Source organism: Flavobacterium ranwuense (genome assembly GCF_004349315.1).
GTDB lineage: Bacteria > Bacteroidota > Bacteroidia > Flavobacteriales > Flavobacteriaceae > Flavobacterium > Flavobacterium ranwuense.
This window is the reverse complement of the sequence record NZ_SMLH01000003.1, coordinates 195,320-212,804: the sequence shown is the minus strand read 5'-3', so window position 1 is coordinate 212,804 and position 17,485 is coordinate 195,320. Positions and strand designations below refer to the sequence as shown.

Sequence of the window (17,485 nt, the reverse complement as noted above, 5' to 3'; positions counted from 1 at the left end):
AACCGAATTAACGAATCAACATTTTTTCATTAATTCTGTACCTATAGCACATTCTAAACACTTACTTTTATTGCAATATTCATTCTTGAGTTGCAACAAAGATTGTGTTTCAAAAGCATTTTTTGATTGTATTCCAAAAGAAGTAAATTTTTCTACAATGGCATTTTTCTCTGCAGCAACTTCATTTAACAAACAGATTAAATCCTCCGAAATTTCTTTCCCTTGACTTTTTGCAAAAGCAAATTGAATCGGAATTATGGTGTTTACTACAATTAAATCAATGAAAGATTTAGAGAGCGTTTTATTTTTCTTCGGACTTTCTTTATCAAACTGATAATGGTTTTGCCAATATTCAGAAGCAGTAATTTGAAACAATTCGTAAGTGCTTTTTAATGAATTTAAACTGCTGATTTTCGAAAATAAGTTCTGCTGACTGTGGTATAAATTAGCTAATTGTGACAATCGTATTGTTGGGAAATTATCAGGACGATGCTTGAAAAACTGAACTGGTTCTATACAAATTTTCTCTATTTGATACTTATGCAACAAATAGAAATACCTAAATTTTAAATCCTTGAAATAGTTGTCTTCTTTTTCAGAATCCAATAATCCAGCAGCTCCAAAAATCAAAGCTTCCAGGTTTTCGACTTCAAAACTTTCCTTTCTAATTATTGAAAAAGGAATAGATTGCGCGATTTTATAAAAGATTTCTCCGTTTGTGTTTAAACCAAAATTTTTAGCTAACAAGCAGAACAAAACTCCTTCCCAATCTTGATTGCTTTGTTCCAATAAATCAAATATAGATTGAGATTTTCTTTCCAACCGTTCAAAAAACAAACGCTCTTGCCAGTTTCGCAATATAAATACGTCAACTTCTTTCAACTGTTTTTCACAAAAAATCCATGATTTTGGAGCCATTAAAGACCGGTAATTTTCAAAAGTCGCTTTTTCAACGTATTTTTTTAATTCTAAAACTGGAACTTCAGAATTATCACTTCTAAAAACCGCCATGTCATGCTCCCAAACCACGTGCAAAATTACATTTTCATACCCTTTATCCTTTTCGTGATGATGCACATACCAATCAGAAGATTTAAGATGAATTTCAACGTTTCCAGCCCATTTTTGAGTACCAATAACGATCTGACCATTAAAAAAATCAGGCCCTGCCAATCCAAGATATTGGCCCGCATTAACAATTGTGATTTCCTCATTATTGAAAGTTTTTAAATTCAAAGTATCAAATTTCTTAAACTTCCAGAGGTAATGGAGAAAATCTTCTTTCATTTTTTTAAATTTCAAGATAAGATACTAAAGTAATGAAAATTATCACGCCGAAATACATCGAGATAGCCTGAAAAAAAATAACCTCAAATAAATCCTAACCTAATTTTTTTATATTTGCTCTTTTAACTCCCATTACTATGAAAAACCACTTCATTTTATTATTTGTTTTCTGTTTTGTCTTTTCAACTCTAGCCCAAAAAAATGTCAAATCAATAAAAGTAACCTATCTCAAAAGTTCAAACGGTAAACTTATTGAAAACCAAGACCCGATTTTCGCTTTTGCTTCCGGCAAAACCAGTTTAATCACTTCGGAGAAAATAACCTTAAAAAAAACCAATTTCCCTATTGAACAATTTTTAGTGGATTCTCAAGCAAAATCCATTTCACAATTCGCACAATTTAAAAACGGAAAGTCGATACTAAACATTGACAGTTTGGCTTTAGGAAAACAAACTTTTGTACTTACGGATGACACCAAAAAAATACTGGGTTACACCTGCAAGAAAGCCAAAACTACGGTAAATTCTAACTCGATTGAATTATGGTACACCAATGAATTGAATATAAAAGGCGCCCCAACTGTCTTGGGACATGATTTGGGTTTGGTTCTTGAAATGGTCCGCAACGGAAATTTTAAAGTTACAGCCACCAAAATAGAACAATTAAAGTCTGTTCCAGCTCTCCTGGCATTGCCAAATCCTTTGCCTAAAACGGTAGACCAATTAACCTATAAGGATTTAATCTGGAAAAGTCGTTTTACCAATATTGCTGTTTTCGAAAAAGAAATTATCAACTTTTCGGATGCATCCAAATCCAATGACAGCATCTTGCGATTTGCTAATGGAACCATAATTCTTAAAAAAGTAAAAATCCCGGAAATCAAAAAAGGAAATCGCATTTTTGTCGATTTAACGGAACAATCCAATGGTGATGCTTATGACAGAACCGGTTCCGTTTTTTTAATTCCTACGGACAAAAACATTTCGTTTCTTGATGGTTTGAAAAATGGAGCCAAAGAATTGCCTGTTTACGAAAATGGAAATGGCGAAAAATACCAAGGTGTGGTTCGAACTCAAAATTATGCTCCGCTACTAGAATTGATGCGTTTTTTTACTCCTTTTGGCGTAAAGCAATTCAACACTCTTCAACTGAAAAACAAAGTCTGGCAAGACAGCGTTTCTTACCGTCAGGATATTTCTGAAATGCTTCCTGCTTTGAGCAATCAAGAAGTTTGGATTGGTATGAACATTGGTAATTACGACAAAGGCGGACACAAAGCCAGCCTGAATATTACCATTCATCCCGGAGAAGATAACAAACAAAACATGTGGTTATTGCCAGTTTTCAATACTAATAATGTCATGGAAATGGCTGGTCAGCAATACGCAACCATGTTTAACAACGAAAAAGGATTGGAAGTGACTTTTGAAGTTCCTGAAAGGTACAAAAATTTCAAATTGCGATACATCACCACCGGTCACGGAGGCTGGGGAAATGGGGATGAGTTTGTTCCCAAGAAAAACACCATTCTAGTTGACTCTAAAGAAGTTTTTGCTTTCACACCTTGGCGAACAGATTGTGGTTCTTATCGATTGAGTAATCCCGCATCGGGAAATTTCAGCGACGGATTATCCTCATCCGATTTAAGTCGTTCCAACTGGTGTCCTGGAACAGTAACTAATCCAATTTATATTGATTTAGGAAATCTTTCACCCGGAAAACATACGATACAAATAAAAATCCCTCAAGGTCAATCAGAAGGAACCAGCTTTAGCTCTTGGAATGTCTCTGGCTGTTTAATCGGAGAATAAATAATGATATTCGGATTTGTACCAAATAAAGAAACAGCTAATTTATCTCAACAAATACAATTTGGCACAAGCCCGAGCATCAGATAATGCTTCGTGGTGGTTTAGTTTAATATTCATTTCTCGGCAACAATCACTTAATTTTGTTGGTTTTAATCCTTTGGATTTGTAAATTTTAACGGTACATTCCCAACGCGAAGCGATATTCAGATCAGCATAATCCAAACCATAAAGCGCCATTGATTTGGCCAGAACATTTCTATCAAAACTCTCATTATGAGCCACAATTACTCTATTTTGAAGGCGTTTTTGTATTTCAGGATACACTTGTGCAAATGATTTTGCATGAACCGTATCTCGTGGATATATCCCATGTACTTGAATGGTAAAGGGAGAATATAAATTATTTGGAGGCTTGATTAAACTAACAAATTCATCTACAATTATTCCGTTTTCTACGGTAACAATTCCCACAGAACATGGATGGAATGCGGTTGCGGTTTCAAAATCTATAGCGGTGAAGGTCAATTTGATTTTAGATTTAGGATTAACGATTTTTGATTTCAGATTTACAAAAATACTATCAATTATACAAGTTCAAAGCATTCAACAACTTTCTTTTCATTTCTTCTTGTAAACTTTTGGGTTCTAAAACTTTTACTTCTGCACTGATGAAGAGCAATTACAGATTCCTCAAGTTTTGCAAAATCAAAGTACTTAATCTAAAAAACCTACAAGGTTAAAAAAAACCTTGCAGGAGTATATAGTATAAAAATAAATTTGTACTTAAATCTTACTTTATCGACCCAATAATATCATATTTGGTAATAATGTGGTGTCTCCCATTTCCTAAATCAATGAGTACCGCTTCATTTTCTTTGGTAAATAATTTAGAAACTTTTTCTATTGGCGTACCTAATTTCACAATCGGATAGGGTTGCCCCATGATTTCTCTAATAGGTCTTTCTGCTGAATTTTTGTCATGCACATAACTTTGGAACAAGTCACTTTCATCAACAGAACCAACGAATCCCGTAACATCAATAACCGGAATTTGAGAAATTTTGTATTTACGCATTCTTTCGATAGCGTGTGAAACTAATTCTTCCGTACGAACTACAATCAATGGTTTATCGATATGGTCTTTGATAACGTCTTCTGCTTTTGTAATTTCTTCGTCCAGAAAACCGCGTTCGCGCATCCAATCGTCATTGTACATTTTACCTACATAACGACTTCCAGAATCGTGAAATAATACCACAACAACATCTTCCGGTTTAAAATGCTCTTTGAGTTGCAACAATCCTTTTACGGCTGCACCTGCTGAATTCCCAACAAATATTCCTTCTTCAAGTGCTATTTTACGGGTATAAACGGCGGCGTCTTTATCAGTTACTTTTGTGAATCCATCTATTAAAGAGAAATCAACATTTTTTGGCAATATGTCTTCACCGATTCCTTCAGTGATATAGGAATAGATTTCATTTTCATCGAAAATACCTGTTTCATGGTATTTTTTAAACACAGAACCATAGGTATCAATTCCCCAGATTTTAATATTCGGATTTTTCTCTTTCAAATATTTCCCAACTCCTGAAATTGTTCCTCCAGTACCAACTCCAGAAACAAAATGTGTAATTTTACCTCCCGTTTGCTCCCAAATTTCTGGACCCGTTTGCTCGTAATGTGCAATCGCATTTGAAGGATTATCGTATTGATTCACATACCAGGAATTAGATGTTTCTTCCGCTAATCTTTTGGAAACTGAATAATACGATCGTGGATCTGTAGGCTCTACATCAGTAGGACAAACTACCACTTTAGCACCTACTGCACGAAGGATGTCCATCTTTTCTTTGGACTGTTTATCTGAAATCACACAAATCAGCTTGTAGCCTTTTATGATGGCTACCAATGCCAATCCCATTCCTGTATTACCTGAAGTTCCTTCAATAATGGTTCCGCCCGGTTTTAATCTTCCATCAGCTTCGGCATCTTCAATCATTTTTACTGCCATTCTATCCTTTACAGAATTTCCTGGATTAAAAGTTTCTACTTTGGCCAATACCAAAGCATCAATACCGGCAACTACTTTATTCAGTTTTACTAATGGTGTATTGCCTATTGTGCCTAATATATTTTCTGCGTAGCGCATTTTATTATAAATTTAAGATTGTAATTTGTTGTAAATACTGGTACAAAGATAGTATTTTGTTATAAAACATTCTTGTTTACGGAATTTTGCGTTCGTGATAAAAGCGGCATCCTTTACTTGCTTCCTTTAAGCGAGTAAAGATATAGCGGATAGCACGATAAAACGCCCAAGAAAAGAGCATTGAAAGACTATATTATTTGTCGCGAATTAATTAAAGAAGTTCCAAATTAATCCGAATCGAATCGTGAAATCACGTGAAGGGTTATTGGGTGAAGCATAAAAATTATTACCCGTAAGAGAAGAGTTAAAATGCTCTGCTTTGAAATAAATTCGAGTTCTTTGGATTTTTGCGTTTATAAAAAAATCAAAATTTGGATGGTTTCCAATTTGTTTTTCGTTTTGCACAAAAAACTCTCCAATAACCGGATTATAATCGTTTGCATAATAGCTCGTAAAATAATTTAGCACTATTCCTGTTTGAAAAAACAAAGCACGTTTGAATAAATAATTGGAATAATAAAATGTGTTTCTTGTGACAATTTCCGGAACATTTAAAATTGCATCTTGTTGACCCACTTTTTGATATAGAATGGTGTTATCTAAAGCAAATTTTCCGAATTTTAATTCTCTACTTACTTTTACAGACAAGTAATTTATTGTCCCATCATACTGTGACGGCGCCACTATTTGTGTTTTTGCCAGTGTTTGTTCAGAATTTGACACATTATTAAAATACAGATGATCTTTTAAAACCGAAAATTGTAGTTCCGCATCAACCCATGGAGTAATCGCATTAGCACTAATTGAATTTATTTTTTCGTTCTTAAAATCATTTGACCAGTTGTATTGCACATAGCTACTCTGATGCAAATTATAATTATTATTTGGCAGTTTGTTTATGTTTTGGTATCGAAATGAGAATTGTGTTTCATCATTAAGATCATATTCTAATTTAGCATCCAGATTTGATAACGATTGTGCCGTTACAGCTCTTGAGTATAAAAATTTACCATTCCATTTATTTTGTCGGTATTCATATTGACCACCAACACTATTAATTTCCTGACTGAATGAGCTAGGAATTGTTTTATCATCAAAAATTAATATCTGATTGTAATGATAATTCGATCTAAAATCATCCGCAAAAAATTGAAATTTTCCTAAAGTGGTATTCTCATAAACCAGCCCTACTCTATTGTACATTTTGTTATAACGGGTTTGATCATTTATCCCACTATTTTTAAAAGATTCACCAAATCTATATACAACTGTCCCTCCTACAGTTGATGGAACAGTAGCCTGGTTGTATTCAAAAAATTTATTTTCATAATTGAACTGATGGGTTAAATACAGGTTATTATCACCCTTTTCTGAATTTATTCTAAAATTATGATCCAGAAATATTCTTTTTCCTTTTAGAAATGACTTCGCGTCTGAAAAATAAACTTCAAATCTTTGGCGATTATTATAGTTGGGATCTTCACTTTCAAAATCTTCTATTGTTGTTATCCCTCCATTTTCCTCATTCAGAATATCTTGAAAAGTATAATGTGCTTTAGCAAAATAGCGCTTACTTTTGGTATTATAATTTGTAGTAAATCTAAAATTACCTGTACTGGATAACTGATTAATATATTCTCCTTCAGAACGCAACCCTTTGTATGCAATAGAAAAATTAAGATTCTCAGAAGTATTCAAGGTTATAAATGCATCTACAGATTGTCCTTTTCCAACAGTAGTTTTAAAATATAATTCGGTTACAGGAGTAGCTACAGAACTGTATTTTATTTGATTAGCCTCTAAAAAATTGAAATGTTTTGCTTTAAAACCAAATTCTGGATAAGGTGAAAAATCGGTCAAACTATACTGCAACGTATTGTAGGTTTGTCCATCATTTGCATAAGGTAAAAGTCCAAAAATATCTTTTCGTAAATAATTGTGACTGTATTCTTTTTGAATTGTAAGAGAGGTATCAATGTAAGTTGTATCGTTATCTATAGTGATAAAACGATACATGTCAATAGTGGCAATTTTTTCATTTTTCTTTTTAATAGAATCAGAACTATTGTACTTACTATTAAAATCTAAAATCTTTCTTGTTTTTTCTTGAGAAAGTACTATAAATGGAATTGCTATAAAATAGAATAAAAATAATTTTCTCATTGACAAATAATCTAATTAACCGATTGGAAAAATAATCAAGCAAAGATATATTATTAAGAGATATAATTAAAAAAAGAAATGCCAATATGAATTCAAACTGAATTAATTAAAATAAGGGTTGGTAAATTAATCTGTTAACAAAACAATCTTTATGCTTTAAGAGCAGAAGTTATTTCTATAATCATTTATTATTTTTGTCGGTTGTTAACGATAAATTATATGACTTCAGCTATTTATCAACAAAAAAAAAGAGTGTTTTGTTAGTCACAAAACACTCTTTCTATTTTTTTTGAAAAAATTTTTATGGGTTTATTTCAAAATTTGTTACTTCTGTACATCCAAAGGCTCCAGTACCAGACGCATGCTTAATAATTGAACAGTCTAATTTATAACTACCCTCATAAACACCATCAGTTTGTCCATCACAATAAACATCTTCCATGATGAGAGTATACTTTCCGTTAGGTAAATTAATATTATGCGTATAAACTTTTCCTCTACTAGCTACAGATCCAGCAGGTCCATAGGTTCCAGGAGGTATTGACGCAACTACTACTCCAGCAGCATTTCTAATTTTCCAAGAAGTTTCTTCTGCATATTGATCAGTAGTTACAGTTAGAACCACATTATTACATACAACTTTTTTATTATAATTTATTGTAGCAACATTGTTAAAAGCCGAACCACCAGCTGGCGCTACTAACTTTACAAGCAGTGCATATGCAATACCATCTTGCAAAGAATTAGTATTTAAAGTAACATCTAAAGTTCCCTCATAAGATCCAGCAGGAATATTTGCAACACCTATTGCATAAGAAACGGCTGCGCCAGTAGACTTTGCATCTGCTACTGCTTGAAATGTTCTAGCGACATCAGAAATAGTTGTAACGCTTACTGGTATAGTTACTTTTGTTCCCTCAGCAGGAACAGTAATATTATAACTTCTTGTTGTAAATTGAACACCTTCTTGGCCATTTACATTATCAAATACAACACTCTCGCTTTCACAACCTGCAATTACCCCCATAAAAAGGGCAATTGCGATTATTTTTAATAAATATTTTTTCATATTACTATAGTTAAATTAGTTAGTATAACCAGGGTTTTGTTGATCTTTAATACCTGTATTAGCACTAAGTTCACCAACAGGGATAGGCATTGTAAATCTATAATCAGTATTTGGTATAGTACAAGCATTATAAATACTACAGTCCGCTGGATCTCTATCAATAGAGACACCCGCTCTAACACCCAAACGTTTTAAATCTAAGTATCTGTGTCCTTCAAAACACAACTCTATTCTACGTTGTTTCAAGATTTCTGCAAATGCCGCTTGTGCGGTAGTAGGAGTAGCTATAACTGGAGCAGTTCCCGCAACAAATCTAGCGTTAGTAACCGCTTGCAATTGAGCTGCAACACCTGTAAAATTTCCAGCATCAGCAAGAGCTTCCGCTTTTAAGAAATACATTTCTGGAGTTCTAAAAATCTTAATGTCATTTAATTGAACAATCCCGCCTGAACCAGGATACTTACCAATAACAATTCTATTCCCAGCAGGATCTGAAGAAGGACTTAAAAAAGCACGTCTTCTGATATCATTTGGATTATTAAGTAAATTGTATAAACGAGTACTCATTTCATAAAAAGGAGAACCATTTACAGTACTATTAACAGATGCCCAAGTTGCATTTATCAATCTATTTCCTGGAACACGCTCCAATTTGAAAATAACTTCATTCTGAGTAGCTGTAGGTATAGCTACGTCAGTCCAAATATTTAAATATAAAGATGTAGCTTCTGTAGCAACAGTAGCAGATCTCGGAGTCAAAGGGTAAGCAGCTATTAATTGATCTGCCAAAGCAGTTACTTCAGCATATTTACCTCTGTATGCTGCCATTCTGGCTCTGAAAGCTTTCACAAAATCAGTTGAAACAAAAGTACGTGAAGTATTAGCCGCATTTGTAGACAATGAAGAAACAAAATTCAAGTCTTCATTGATTAATGCAAAAACTTCACCATTCGTATTTCTTGGCAATTGGTCAGTAACAAGCGGGACAAAATCCAGTTTAATCACACCAAGTGCGCTATCGTCAGCCATATTTGTTGTGAAATGACTTAACAATACAAAATGTCCCCAAGCTCTTAATATGTGTGCTTGTGCCAATATGTTTTTGTATGCGGCTTCATTAGCAGCCGTTGGAGTAACAAGCGCAGCTCCAGCGATAACTCTATTCGCTCTATTTATTAAAGCATAATTAGAATACCATATTGCTGCAGGATCAGCTGAGGCCGCTGTTAGATTAAAAACATATTCACCACCATTCAATCCTTGACCTCCATTGGCAAAACCAATAGCAACTTCATCTGTAAAAACAGTGCTAAAAGCTATAGCGTTCTCACCAGCAACAGCAGCATACACCCCATTAAGACCCAATTGCAAATCATCTACGGTCTGAAAAGTAACATCTGGACCTAATTCACCAGGCTGAATAATATCAATCGCATCTTCACATGAAGAGAAAAATGACACGATCAATGCTAATAAAATAAAATTAATTTTTTTCATATCTTTTTTATATTAAAATTCTAATTGTAATCCTACAGAAACGATTTTTGGAGTAGGGTATTGGTATTGATCAGCAGTACGTGGACTTTCCGCATCCCAACCTCTCCACTTAGAGAATGTAACTAAGTTTTCTCCTTGAACAAATGCCTTCACAGTTTTGAAAGGTGTTTTGTCTAGTAGTTTTTTAGGAACATCATATCCAAAAGATGCAAATCTTAGTCTAACATAAGAAGCATCTACTAAATAGCGGTCAGAATTATTTTGCGCAGCATAATTAGCAGCTCTCAACGCAGGAATATCAGTAACTCTATTATCAACCGTCCAAGCATTTAATAAGTCAGCAGAAACATTAAATACTCCTACATTGTTTGTAGGATTCTGTAATCCTTGTAAATCAAAATCAATTCTGTACACTTTAGCAGCATAAGAAAAATTAGTTGTTAAGAAAAAACCTTTATAGCTTGAATCAAAACCAAATCCTCCTTGATACAAGGGAATTCTAGACTTACCAGTAAGCACTCTATCAACAGTAGGATTAGGATTTTCTGTAACTTCTCCAGCAGCATTTAGGAAAAGTAAATTACCATTAGCTGGATTAACCCCTTGATATCTTGTAAGAAAAAATTCATCAATAGTAACGCCTTCTTGAATAACGGTAGTTCCATTATCAATTAATCCTGTTGTACCTGCAATATCAAGAATCGTATTTTTATTATAAGCACCATTAAAGTTTAAAGTTAGATTAAAACCACTTGCACTTTTAATCAAGTCATAATTCAAAGTCGCTTCTACTCCTTTATTTTCTAATGCTCCAAAATTAGCATTTATAGTACCTGTTGCATTAACCGCTGACAAAGGTACTGGAATAAACAAATCTGTCGTTTTCTTTCTATACACATCAAATGAACCACTCAATCTACCTTTAAAAACCTCAAAGTCAAGACCTATATTTGCTTGAGCAGTTGTTTCCCAACGTAAATCTGGCACAGCTAACTGAGAAAGTATAAAAGACTGAGTTCCATTATAACCAACACCAGTAGTATATAACTCTCTTGTATTATTTAAAGCTAAGTATGTTCCATTTAAAACGTCTTGATTCCCTGATGTTCCATAAGACCCTCTTAGTTTAAGAGCATTAATTACAGAACCTTGCATGAAAGCTTCTTTGTCTATATTCCAACGACCACTTAATGAGTAAAAAGTACCCCATCTATTGTCCCCTGCAAATCTAGAAGAAGCATCTCTACGAACAGTAGCGCCAAAACCATATTTGCTGTCATAATCATAATCAGCAGTACCAAAATAAGAGAACAAACCTGTTTCTTGTTTAAAAGCACCTATAGTAGGTACAAATCTATCGTTAGTTGGACCATCTAAAATGTATCCAGTACCAGCTCCAGGAGAAGTAGTTTTAGGATTTAAACCTCTTTGTCTAAAATTAAAACCATTTCTGTGTGCTTTGATGTATTCAACATATGCACCTGCATTTACAGTGTGCTTTTCATTAAAAGTACGGTTATAATTCAAACGCGTATTTGAAGTTATAGCTGCATCTCTTTCAAACAATTGGTCTTCAAATTCAGGTGCAGTTGCAGCTCCAGCAAAAAGGAGTGAATTAAAAGCTCCTGGACTTTGCCAAGTATATAAATTTTGTTGTGTGTAATCTAATGCTATAGATGTACCAATACTTAAATCTTTAGTAATTTTATAACCACCTTCAATATTGATCAAACCTTTTAATTCATCTATTCTGTTCTCAAAAGTTTTTAACTTATCAATAAGAAATAATGGAGTTAACAATAAAGTCCCTCCTTGAGTACCATAATCTGCAAAAAGTTGCGCAGATGTACTATATTCACTAGGTGTAATGTATGGCGCACTATTATTAGCACCTAATACATAATTTTGATTTACACCACCAGTACCAATAGCGTTTGCTTCATTTCTTCTAGAAAAATTGATAGATGTAGTAGTAGAATAAGTTAATTTTTCATTGTTAGATTTACCACTTATATTACTTCTAAAACTGAATCTTTTCAAATCAGATCCTTTCAAGATACCTTGTTGATCAAAATATCCAAGAGATGTAAATGAAGTCATATTTTTTCCACCAGCAGATAAGCTCAAAACTTGATTTTGAGTTACACCAGTTCTAAAAAAATAATCATTCCAGTCTGTATTTGGTGCTGCAGCAATCTGAGCATCTGTCATTGGACCACCATTAGGACCAGTAGTAAAACCTCTACCTCTACCATATGCTCTCTCAGTAGTAAGTAATTCTTGAGAATTCATCAAGTTGTATTTAGTTTTTTGCAAAGTTGAAAAACCTGTAGTTGAGGAATATTTAACGCTTAACGCTGAATCAAAACTACCTTTTTTAGTTTTAACAATGATTACACCATTTGCTCCTCTATTACCATAGATAGAAGTTGCACCAGCATCTTTAAGAACCGAAACTGATTCAATATCATCTGGATTGATACTTCTAAAGTTATCAGAATTCAAAGGAATTCCATCAATAACGAATAATGGCTCGACTTTACCGTTGATAGAACCTGTACCTCTAATAATAATTTGGCTATTCCCTCCAGGTTGTCCCGTTCCTGATGTAATATTCAAACCAGAAACTTGTGCTTGTAAGGTTTGAATAAAAGAGGCATTAGGTCTCCCCTCAATAGTTTTAGAACTAACAGTTACCGAAGCAACGTTAGACTTTGCTTTTGTTTTTGTTACGTTGTAACCTTCAACAATAACATTTTCCAATACAGTAGTATCATCTTCAAGCTGAACGTTAATTCTATTTTGAGCACCTACTACAACAGTAACAGGTTTTGACCCGACAATAGAAATAACTAATCTTTCTCCAACGGAAGCTTTGATAGAAAATTCTCCGTTGAAATCGGTTTGTACTCCACGACTTGTACCTTGAACAACGACATTTACCCCTGGCATAGTCATCTGATCAGATTTAGAAGTAACAGTACCCGAAACAGTTTTCTCTTGCGCAAAGGAAAACTGAATAAAAAACGCTAAACATAACGTCAGAATCCAAGTAAACTTTGATTTCATAAATATTTTTTTTGAGTTAGTTAAAAAACAAAACTATCAATTAATTATTAATTAACAAACATTTAATAGTTAATATTCTCAACATTTAGGTAAAACAGTCATTTTTATTAAAAACAAGACTTTTGACACAGTAAATGGTTATAACGATTTTTATAATGGAAAAATCTATTAAAAAGAAAAAATTTTAGTTTTCTAAGTGTTAATTTTTTAATATTTTCCAAATTGATTGCTTTTTACCTTGCTTAATTTTAAAAATATAAAGTCCTTTTTCTAAAGAATCTACTGTTATTGAATTTACAAAACCATTATTTGAATGATCAATTTTTTTATAAAGTTGTCTAATTCCTAAAACATCATACACCTCTAAATACATTTCATCAGAAAGATCAGATTGAACCGATATATTAACAAAATCATTCATTGGATTAGGCCATACATTTAATGATTCGAAATCAGACTCATAATTTGACAATGTACTTTCATCTACACCTGAAACTATTAAAGAAAAATCTTGGCTATTACTTATCAAATTTCCTTTATGACTAACCGTAATTGTATAGAGATCAGTAGTCGGATTATTAATTTCGATTTTTTCAATATTATCAACACTATTATCTGCTTTAATAGCAGGCTGATTTCTTATATCATTTAATCGCCATGGAAAAAAAACTTCAGTATTTTTTGTAATTCTGATATCCAAATCATTAATCAAAACCGGAGTTATCAAGTCAACAGTACCAGTATTGGCAATGCCTGAACGGTCTGTCCAAGAAATACTAGCAACCAATGGTTCCGTACCTTTAGCTTTGATAACTTTAGTAAAAACTGCGCCTTGCAATAAAGGAGATGTTCTAGAATCAAATTCCTGAATTAAAACTTTATTATTTGTCTGATATGCATTCGAAATCAGTAAAGCTGCTTTTTCAGCATTAATTAAACCCCAACCAAATCTAGGATCTGGTCCATCTGTATCACCTGCTTCATCTGCACTATGAATCATTAATCCTCTTAATGTTGCAGAACGCATAAATCCTCCGGTAATGTTTCTAAAATGCTCTTGTAATAACAATAAAGTTCCAGTCACACCCGGAGCAGCCATAGAAGTTCCAGATATAGTTCCATAGCCCTTATTACCTGCTGCATTGGTTGTTGAATATACATTAACGCCTTTTGTACAAATATCTGGCTTTATTCGATTATCATCTGTTGGTCCCCAACTACTAAAATTGGACATGACAACACTACTTGAATTAACATAACCATTGACTCCCAGACCTTCAACAGCAGCAACTACTATTGCATTTTTTGCAGTGCTAAAATCGGTTAGCAAATCATAGCCCTCTTTTGAGGCATTAATGTTAGGCGTTTTGTTTCTATCATTCCCAGCCGCAATAACTGGTTGATAATAAGGCGCATCAAAAGTTATTTTATCTAAGTCTCTCGAATCACTCCTGTAAGCTCCAAAAATATACTCAGGAAAACTTGCGCTAGTTGCAAGAACTCCGTAAGAATGATTAGACAGTAATAAACCATTATTTGTAGCCAATTCAGCCATTTCTTCTAAATCTCTAGTCCAATTACTCACATAAGCATAAGCCTGATAAGCAATACCTCTGCCTAAACCATTAGTTGAATTTGCACCAGAACTAATCATTGTTCCTGTTACATGGCTTGAATGATACGAAGTGGGATTGGTATTATTATCATAAACAAAAGCTCTACCCCCAAAATCCTCATGCTCAATAAGAGCATTATCTTGATCCCAGACTCCAACGAATAATCCGTTACCAGTTAAATTTAAACCTAATCCACCATTGGGACGTAATTTATTTGCTCTAGAAGTAAATGCGGAGCCTTCGTTTCTGGTAACACGATATAACGGAAATCCATTTTCTGTAACTTCCTTTATTTCTGAATGAGTCCCATCAGAACTTGTGAATTTAACGGGCCATCCATTCAGTTTCGCCAGAACAATTGCTTGATCATAATTTTCGATTTGCTTTTTACCAAACTCCGTTTTCAATTTTTTAAGATTTGAAACATTGGTCTGATTTAAAATAACATTTTTTTCTTTGTCAGTTTGTGAATATGAAAAAACCGAAAAAAACAGCGCAAACAACAATAATATTCTAAAAGTATTTTTTTTCATGATTTGAAATTAAATGGATTTTCTTGCTTGCAAAATTAAAATAAAAAATAACTTATTTATGTTAAAGAATAATACTAGATGATCTGATTAATTCAATAAATTACTTTTTCATAAAGTATTTCACATAAAGTATAATAAAACATACATTTTAATTTAATTAAGTATAGAACTATTGCAAACATCAAGCTAAATAAAAAACTAAAGTATTATATATAAAAAAACATATAAAAGAAAAATCTTCCAATTGTTTAAATAATTATTAATTAATCTATACCATCTGTTCAAGGCTGTTAACTATAACAACTTACCAATCTTATTCAATCCGCTACAAATATTAATTTTATTAACCAGGATTTTGTTGTGCTCTTAAAGTTGGATTAGAGTCCAATTCCAATTGCGGTATTGGCCATAAAAACTTAAAGCTCATCGACTCCTGAACAGTGAAAAAAATATAGAACAACGAAAACCGTTTCACCACATAGTAGAACAACTTTTCGCAAATATCAAGCAAAAAAAGGATTCCGACGCTTCATGCTAAAGCGTAAACAAACAATAGCATTAAAAGCTGATTTATTGGCAGTCACAGAAAATATTTAAAAAGAGTGGCCTAAAAGACTCGGTTTGCCTATTTATCAAAATCAACTCTCTCAGAATTGAATGGTATTTAAAATTCATTAAAAAACAAATGAAAATCATCTAAAACAATTAGGCCGTCTCAAATTTAATTTGAGACAGCCTAATTTAATAATTCTTGTTTACTCTTTTTTTAATCCTGCATGTATTTTTGGAACTAAAAAAATGTTCCCCTTTTTATAGTCTGGTATCCCAAAAAACTTTCACATTCATACCTGCCTTTTGCTGAACATTTTCAGGATTTAAATCAAGCTCAGACTGAGGATAAAAAAGTGATCTTGGAAAATATGGTACAACTGCATTTGACGGTAAAGTTAAAACAGGATACCCTGTTCTACGAAAATCTGACCATGGTTCTAACGTTACACCATAATTAGCGATAAATTTTTCGTTTATTATTTGCTCAAGTTTTTGAGCATCAGTTCCTGTTAATGTACCATTTGTTGCTAAATAAGTATTAATGTCCAGTACACCAACACCAGCACTTAGCATTGAAGCCCGAATACCATCTTGAAAAAATGTTTGAGCACTCCCAGGAGAACTAAACCTTAGTGATGCCTCAGCTCTAATAAAGTTATATTCAGCAAAGGTCAACATTCTAATAGGCGCCGCTCCAGTATACACTGAACCAGCAAGTGATCCTCTTAGATAAGTGTGGAATTTAGAATAGTTACCTGGACCTGCCGGCGCTCCAGCAACAGCACCAACATACAAACCAGAACCTGCAGGTAATTGAGTAAAATAAAATTGTCTTCTTGGGTCTGTTTTAGAATTCATCATATTAACCAATTTTGCATTAACCACTAAATTACCAAGTCTATTAGTTTCAAATTGGTCAATTGGGTTTCTCGCATTAGCAGCATCAACAAAATTCATCTGAAAATTATCCAAATTACTTGCTAAAAAAGAAGCAGAAGAATTTACTAATGCATCAATATTAGATTTAGCAAAACCTGGATTTTTTTCACTGTAATGTAAAAATATTCTTAATTTCAATGTATTAGCAAATCTTATCCAGTTGTTCTTAGTAGTTGAAAATGCCCCTGGATATATTGTACTATTAGTACCTGGCGAAATTGCCGAAGTTGGCGCATTTACCTCAGCAATACCTTGATCTAATAAAGTAATTAAATCAGCATAAATACTTTCATCCGAATCATACTTAGGCTTAACATTTGCAGCTAATTTTTGAGTATCTGAATAAGGAATACTACCCCAAGTATCTACAGCAATTTGATAAGTATATGCCTTTAAAATTTTGGCAACACCTGAATAGTGCGGGCTATTTGAAGCCGTTGCTTCAACTATTATATTCTCCGCATCATTTAAGATAGTAGCATAAATACTAGACCATACATTGTTTAAATCCGAACCAACAATCTGAAATTGTTCGAAAAATTGAGTCTGAGTAGTTGCACCAACAGTTTGTCCTGAATACTGCTGCATTATCAAAGAAGAATATCGATTTAAATCGCTACCAGCTAAAAAACCAACATTAACGGTCAATGAAGTTAACTGCTGATTAATTGGAGCAGCTACTACACTGCTTGGATCCTCATTGACATCACCAAATTCACAGCCAGTCACTACGAAAGCAACTAAGAATAGAACTGATACTATTTTATTTTTTATGTTTTTCATATGTAAAATTATTA

Annotated in this window: 10 protein-coding genes; 1 reads left to right on the top strand and 9 read right to left on the bottom strand. The window is 33.2% G+C overall.

Features of this window, described 5'->3' with window-relative positions; translation table 11 throughout:
• Positions 1-15: 15 nt before the first annotated feature.
• Entirely contained in the window at positions 16-1,287 is a 1,272-nt protein-coding gene (locus tag E0I61_RS07505; protein WP_132070446.1) for a DUF2851 family protein, read from the bottom strand.
• Between the two features lie 137 nt (positions 1,288-1,424).
• Here E0I61_RS07505 and E0I61_RS07500 point away from each other — a divergent pair, with 137 nt between their 5' ends.
• Complete coding sequence (locus E0I61_RS07500; protein ID WP_132070444.1) at positions 1,425-3,098, top strand: GLPGLI family protein; 1,674 nt, start codon at positions 1,425-1,427, stop codon at positions 3,096-3,098.
• A 42-nt stretch (positions 3,099-3,140) separates the two neighbouring features.
• On the opposite strand, the gene E0I61_RS07495 is transcribed toward E0I61_RS07500, so the two are convergent.
• The 8 genes from E0I61_RS07495 to E0I61_RS07460 all read right to left on the bottom strand — a co-directional run bounded on the left by E0I61_RS07495 (position 3,141) and on the right by E0I61_RS07460 (position 17,471).
• Positions 3,141-3,623, bottom strand: coding sequence for a 3'-5' exonuclease (locus tag E0I61_RS07495; protein ID WP_131992120.1), 483 nt, complete (start codon positions 3,621-3,623; stop codon positions 3,141-3,143).
• 265 nt (positions 3,624-3,888) lie between these two features.
• The gene (locus E0I61_RS07490; RefSeq protein WP_132070442.1) at positions 3,889-5,250 is read right to left on the bottom strand and encodes a pyridoxal-phosphate dependent enzyme; all 1,362 of its coding nucleotides are present in this window, start codon (positions 5,248-5,250) and stop codon (positions 3,889-3,891) included.
• A 207-nt stretch (positions 5,251-5,457) separates the two neighbouring features.
• Positions 5,458-7,413: a putative porin gene (locus tag E0I61_RS07485; protein WP_132070440.1), complete on the bottom strand. Its 1,956-nt coding sequence runs from the start codon at positions 7,411-7,413 to the stop codon at positions 5,458-5,460.
• A 301-nt stretch (positions 7,414-7,714) separates the two neighbouring features.
• Entirely contained in the window at positions 7,715-8,482 is a 768-nt protein-coding gene (locus E0I61_RS07480; protein WP_132070438.1) for a hypothetical protein, read from the bottom strand.
• Positions 8,483-8,497: 15 nt separating this feature from the next.
• Positions 8,498-9,979, bottom strand: coding sequence for a RagB/SusD family nutrient uptake outer membrane protein (locus tag E0I61_RS07475; protein ID WP_132070436.1), 1,482 nt, complete (start codon positions 9,977-9,979; stop codon positions 8,498-8,500).
• A 12-nt stretch (positions 9,980-9,991) separates the two neighbouring features.
• Positions 9,992-13,048 carry a SusC/RagA family TonB-linked outer membrane protein gene (locus E0I61_RS07470; protein ID WP_132070433.1) on the bottom strand — a complete coding sequence of 1,019 codons (3,057 nt, stop codon included), beginning with the start codon at positions 13,046-13,048 and terminating at the stop codon, positions 9,992-9,994.
• Between the two features lie 199 nt (positions 13,049-13,247).
• Positions 13,248-15,197: a S8 family serine peptidase gene (locus tag E0I61_RS07465; protein WP_132070431.1), complete on the bottom strand. Its 1,950-nt coding sequence runs from the start codon at positions 15,195-15,197 to the stop codon at positions 13,248-13,250.
• A gap of 810 nt (positions 15,198-16,007) precedes the next feature.
• Positions 16,008-17,471: a SusD/RagB family nutrient-binding outer membrane lipoprotein gene (locus E0I61_RS07460; protein WP_132070429.1), complete on the bottom strand. Its 1,464-nt coding sequence runs from the start codon at positions 17,469-17,471 to the stop codon at positions 16,008-16,010.
• Positions 17,472-17,485: the final 14 nt, after the last annotated feature.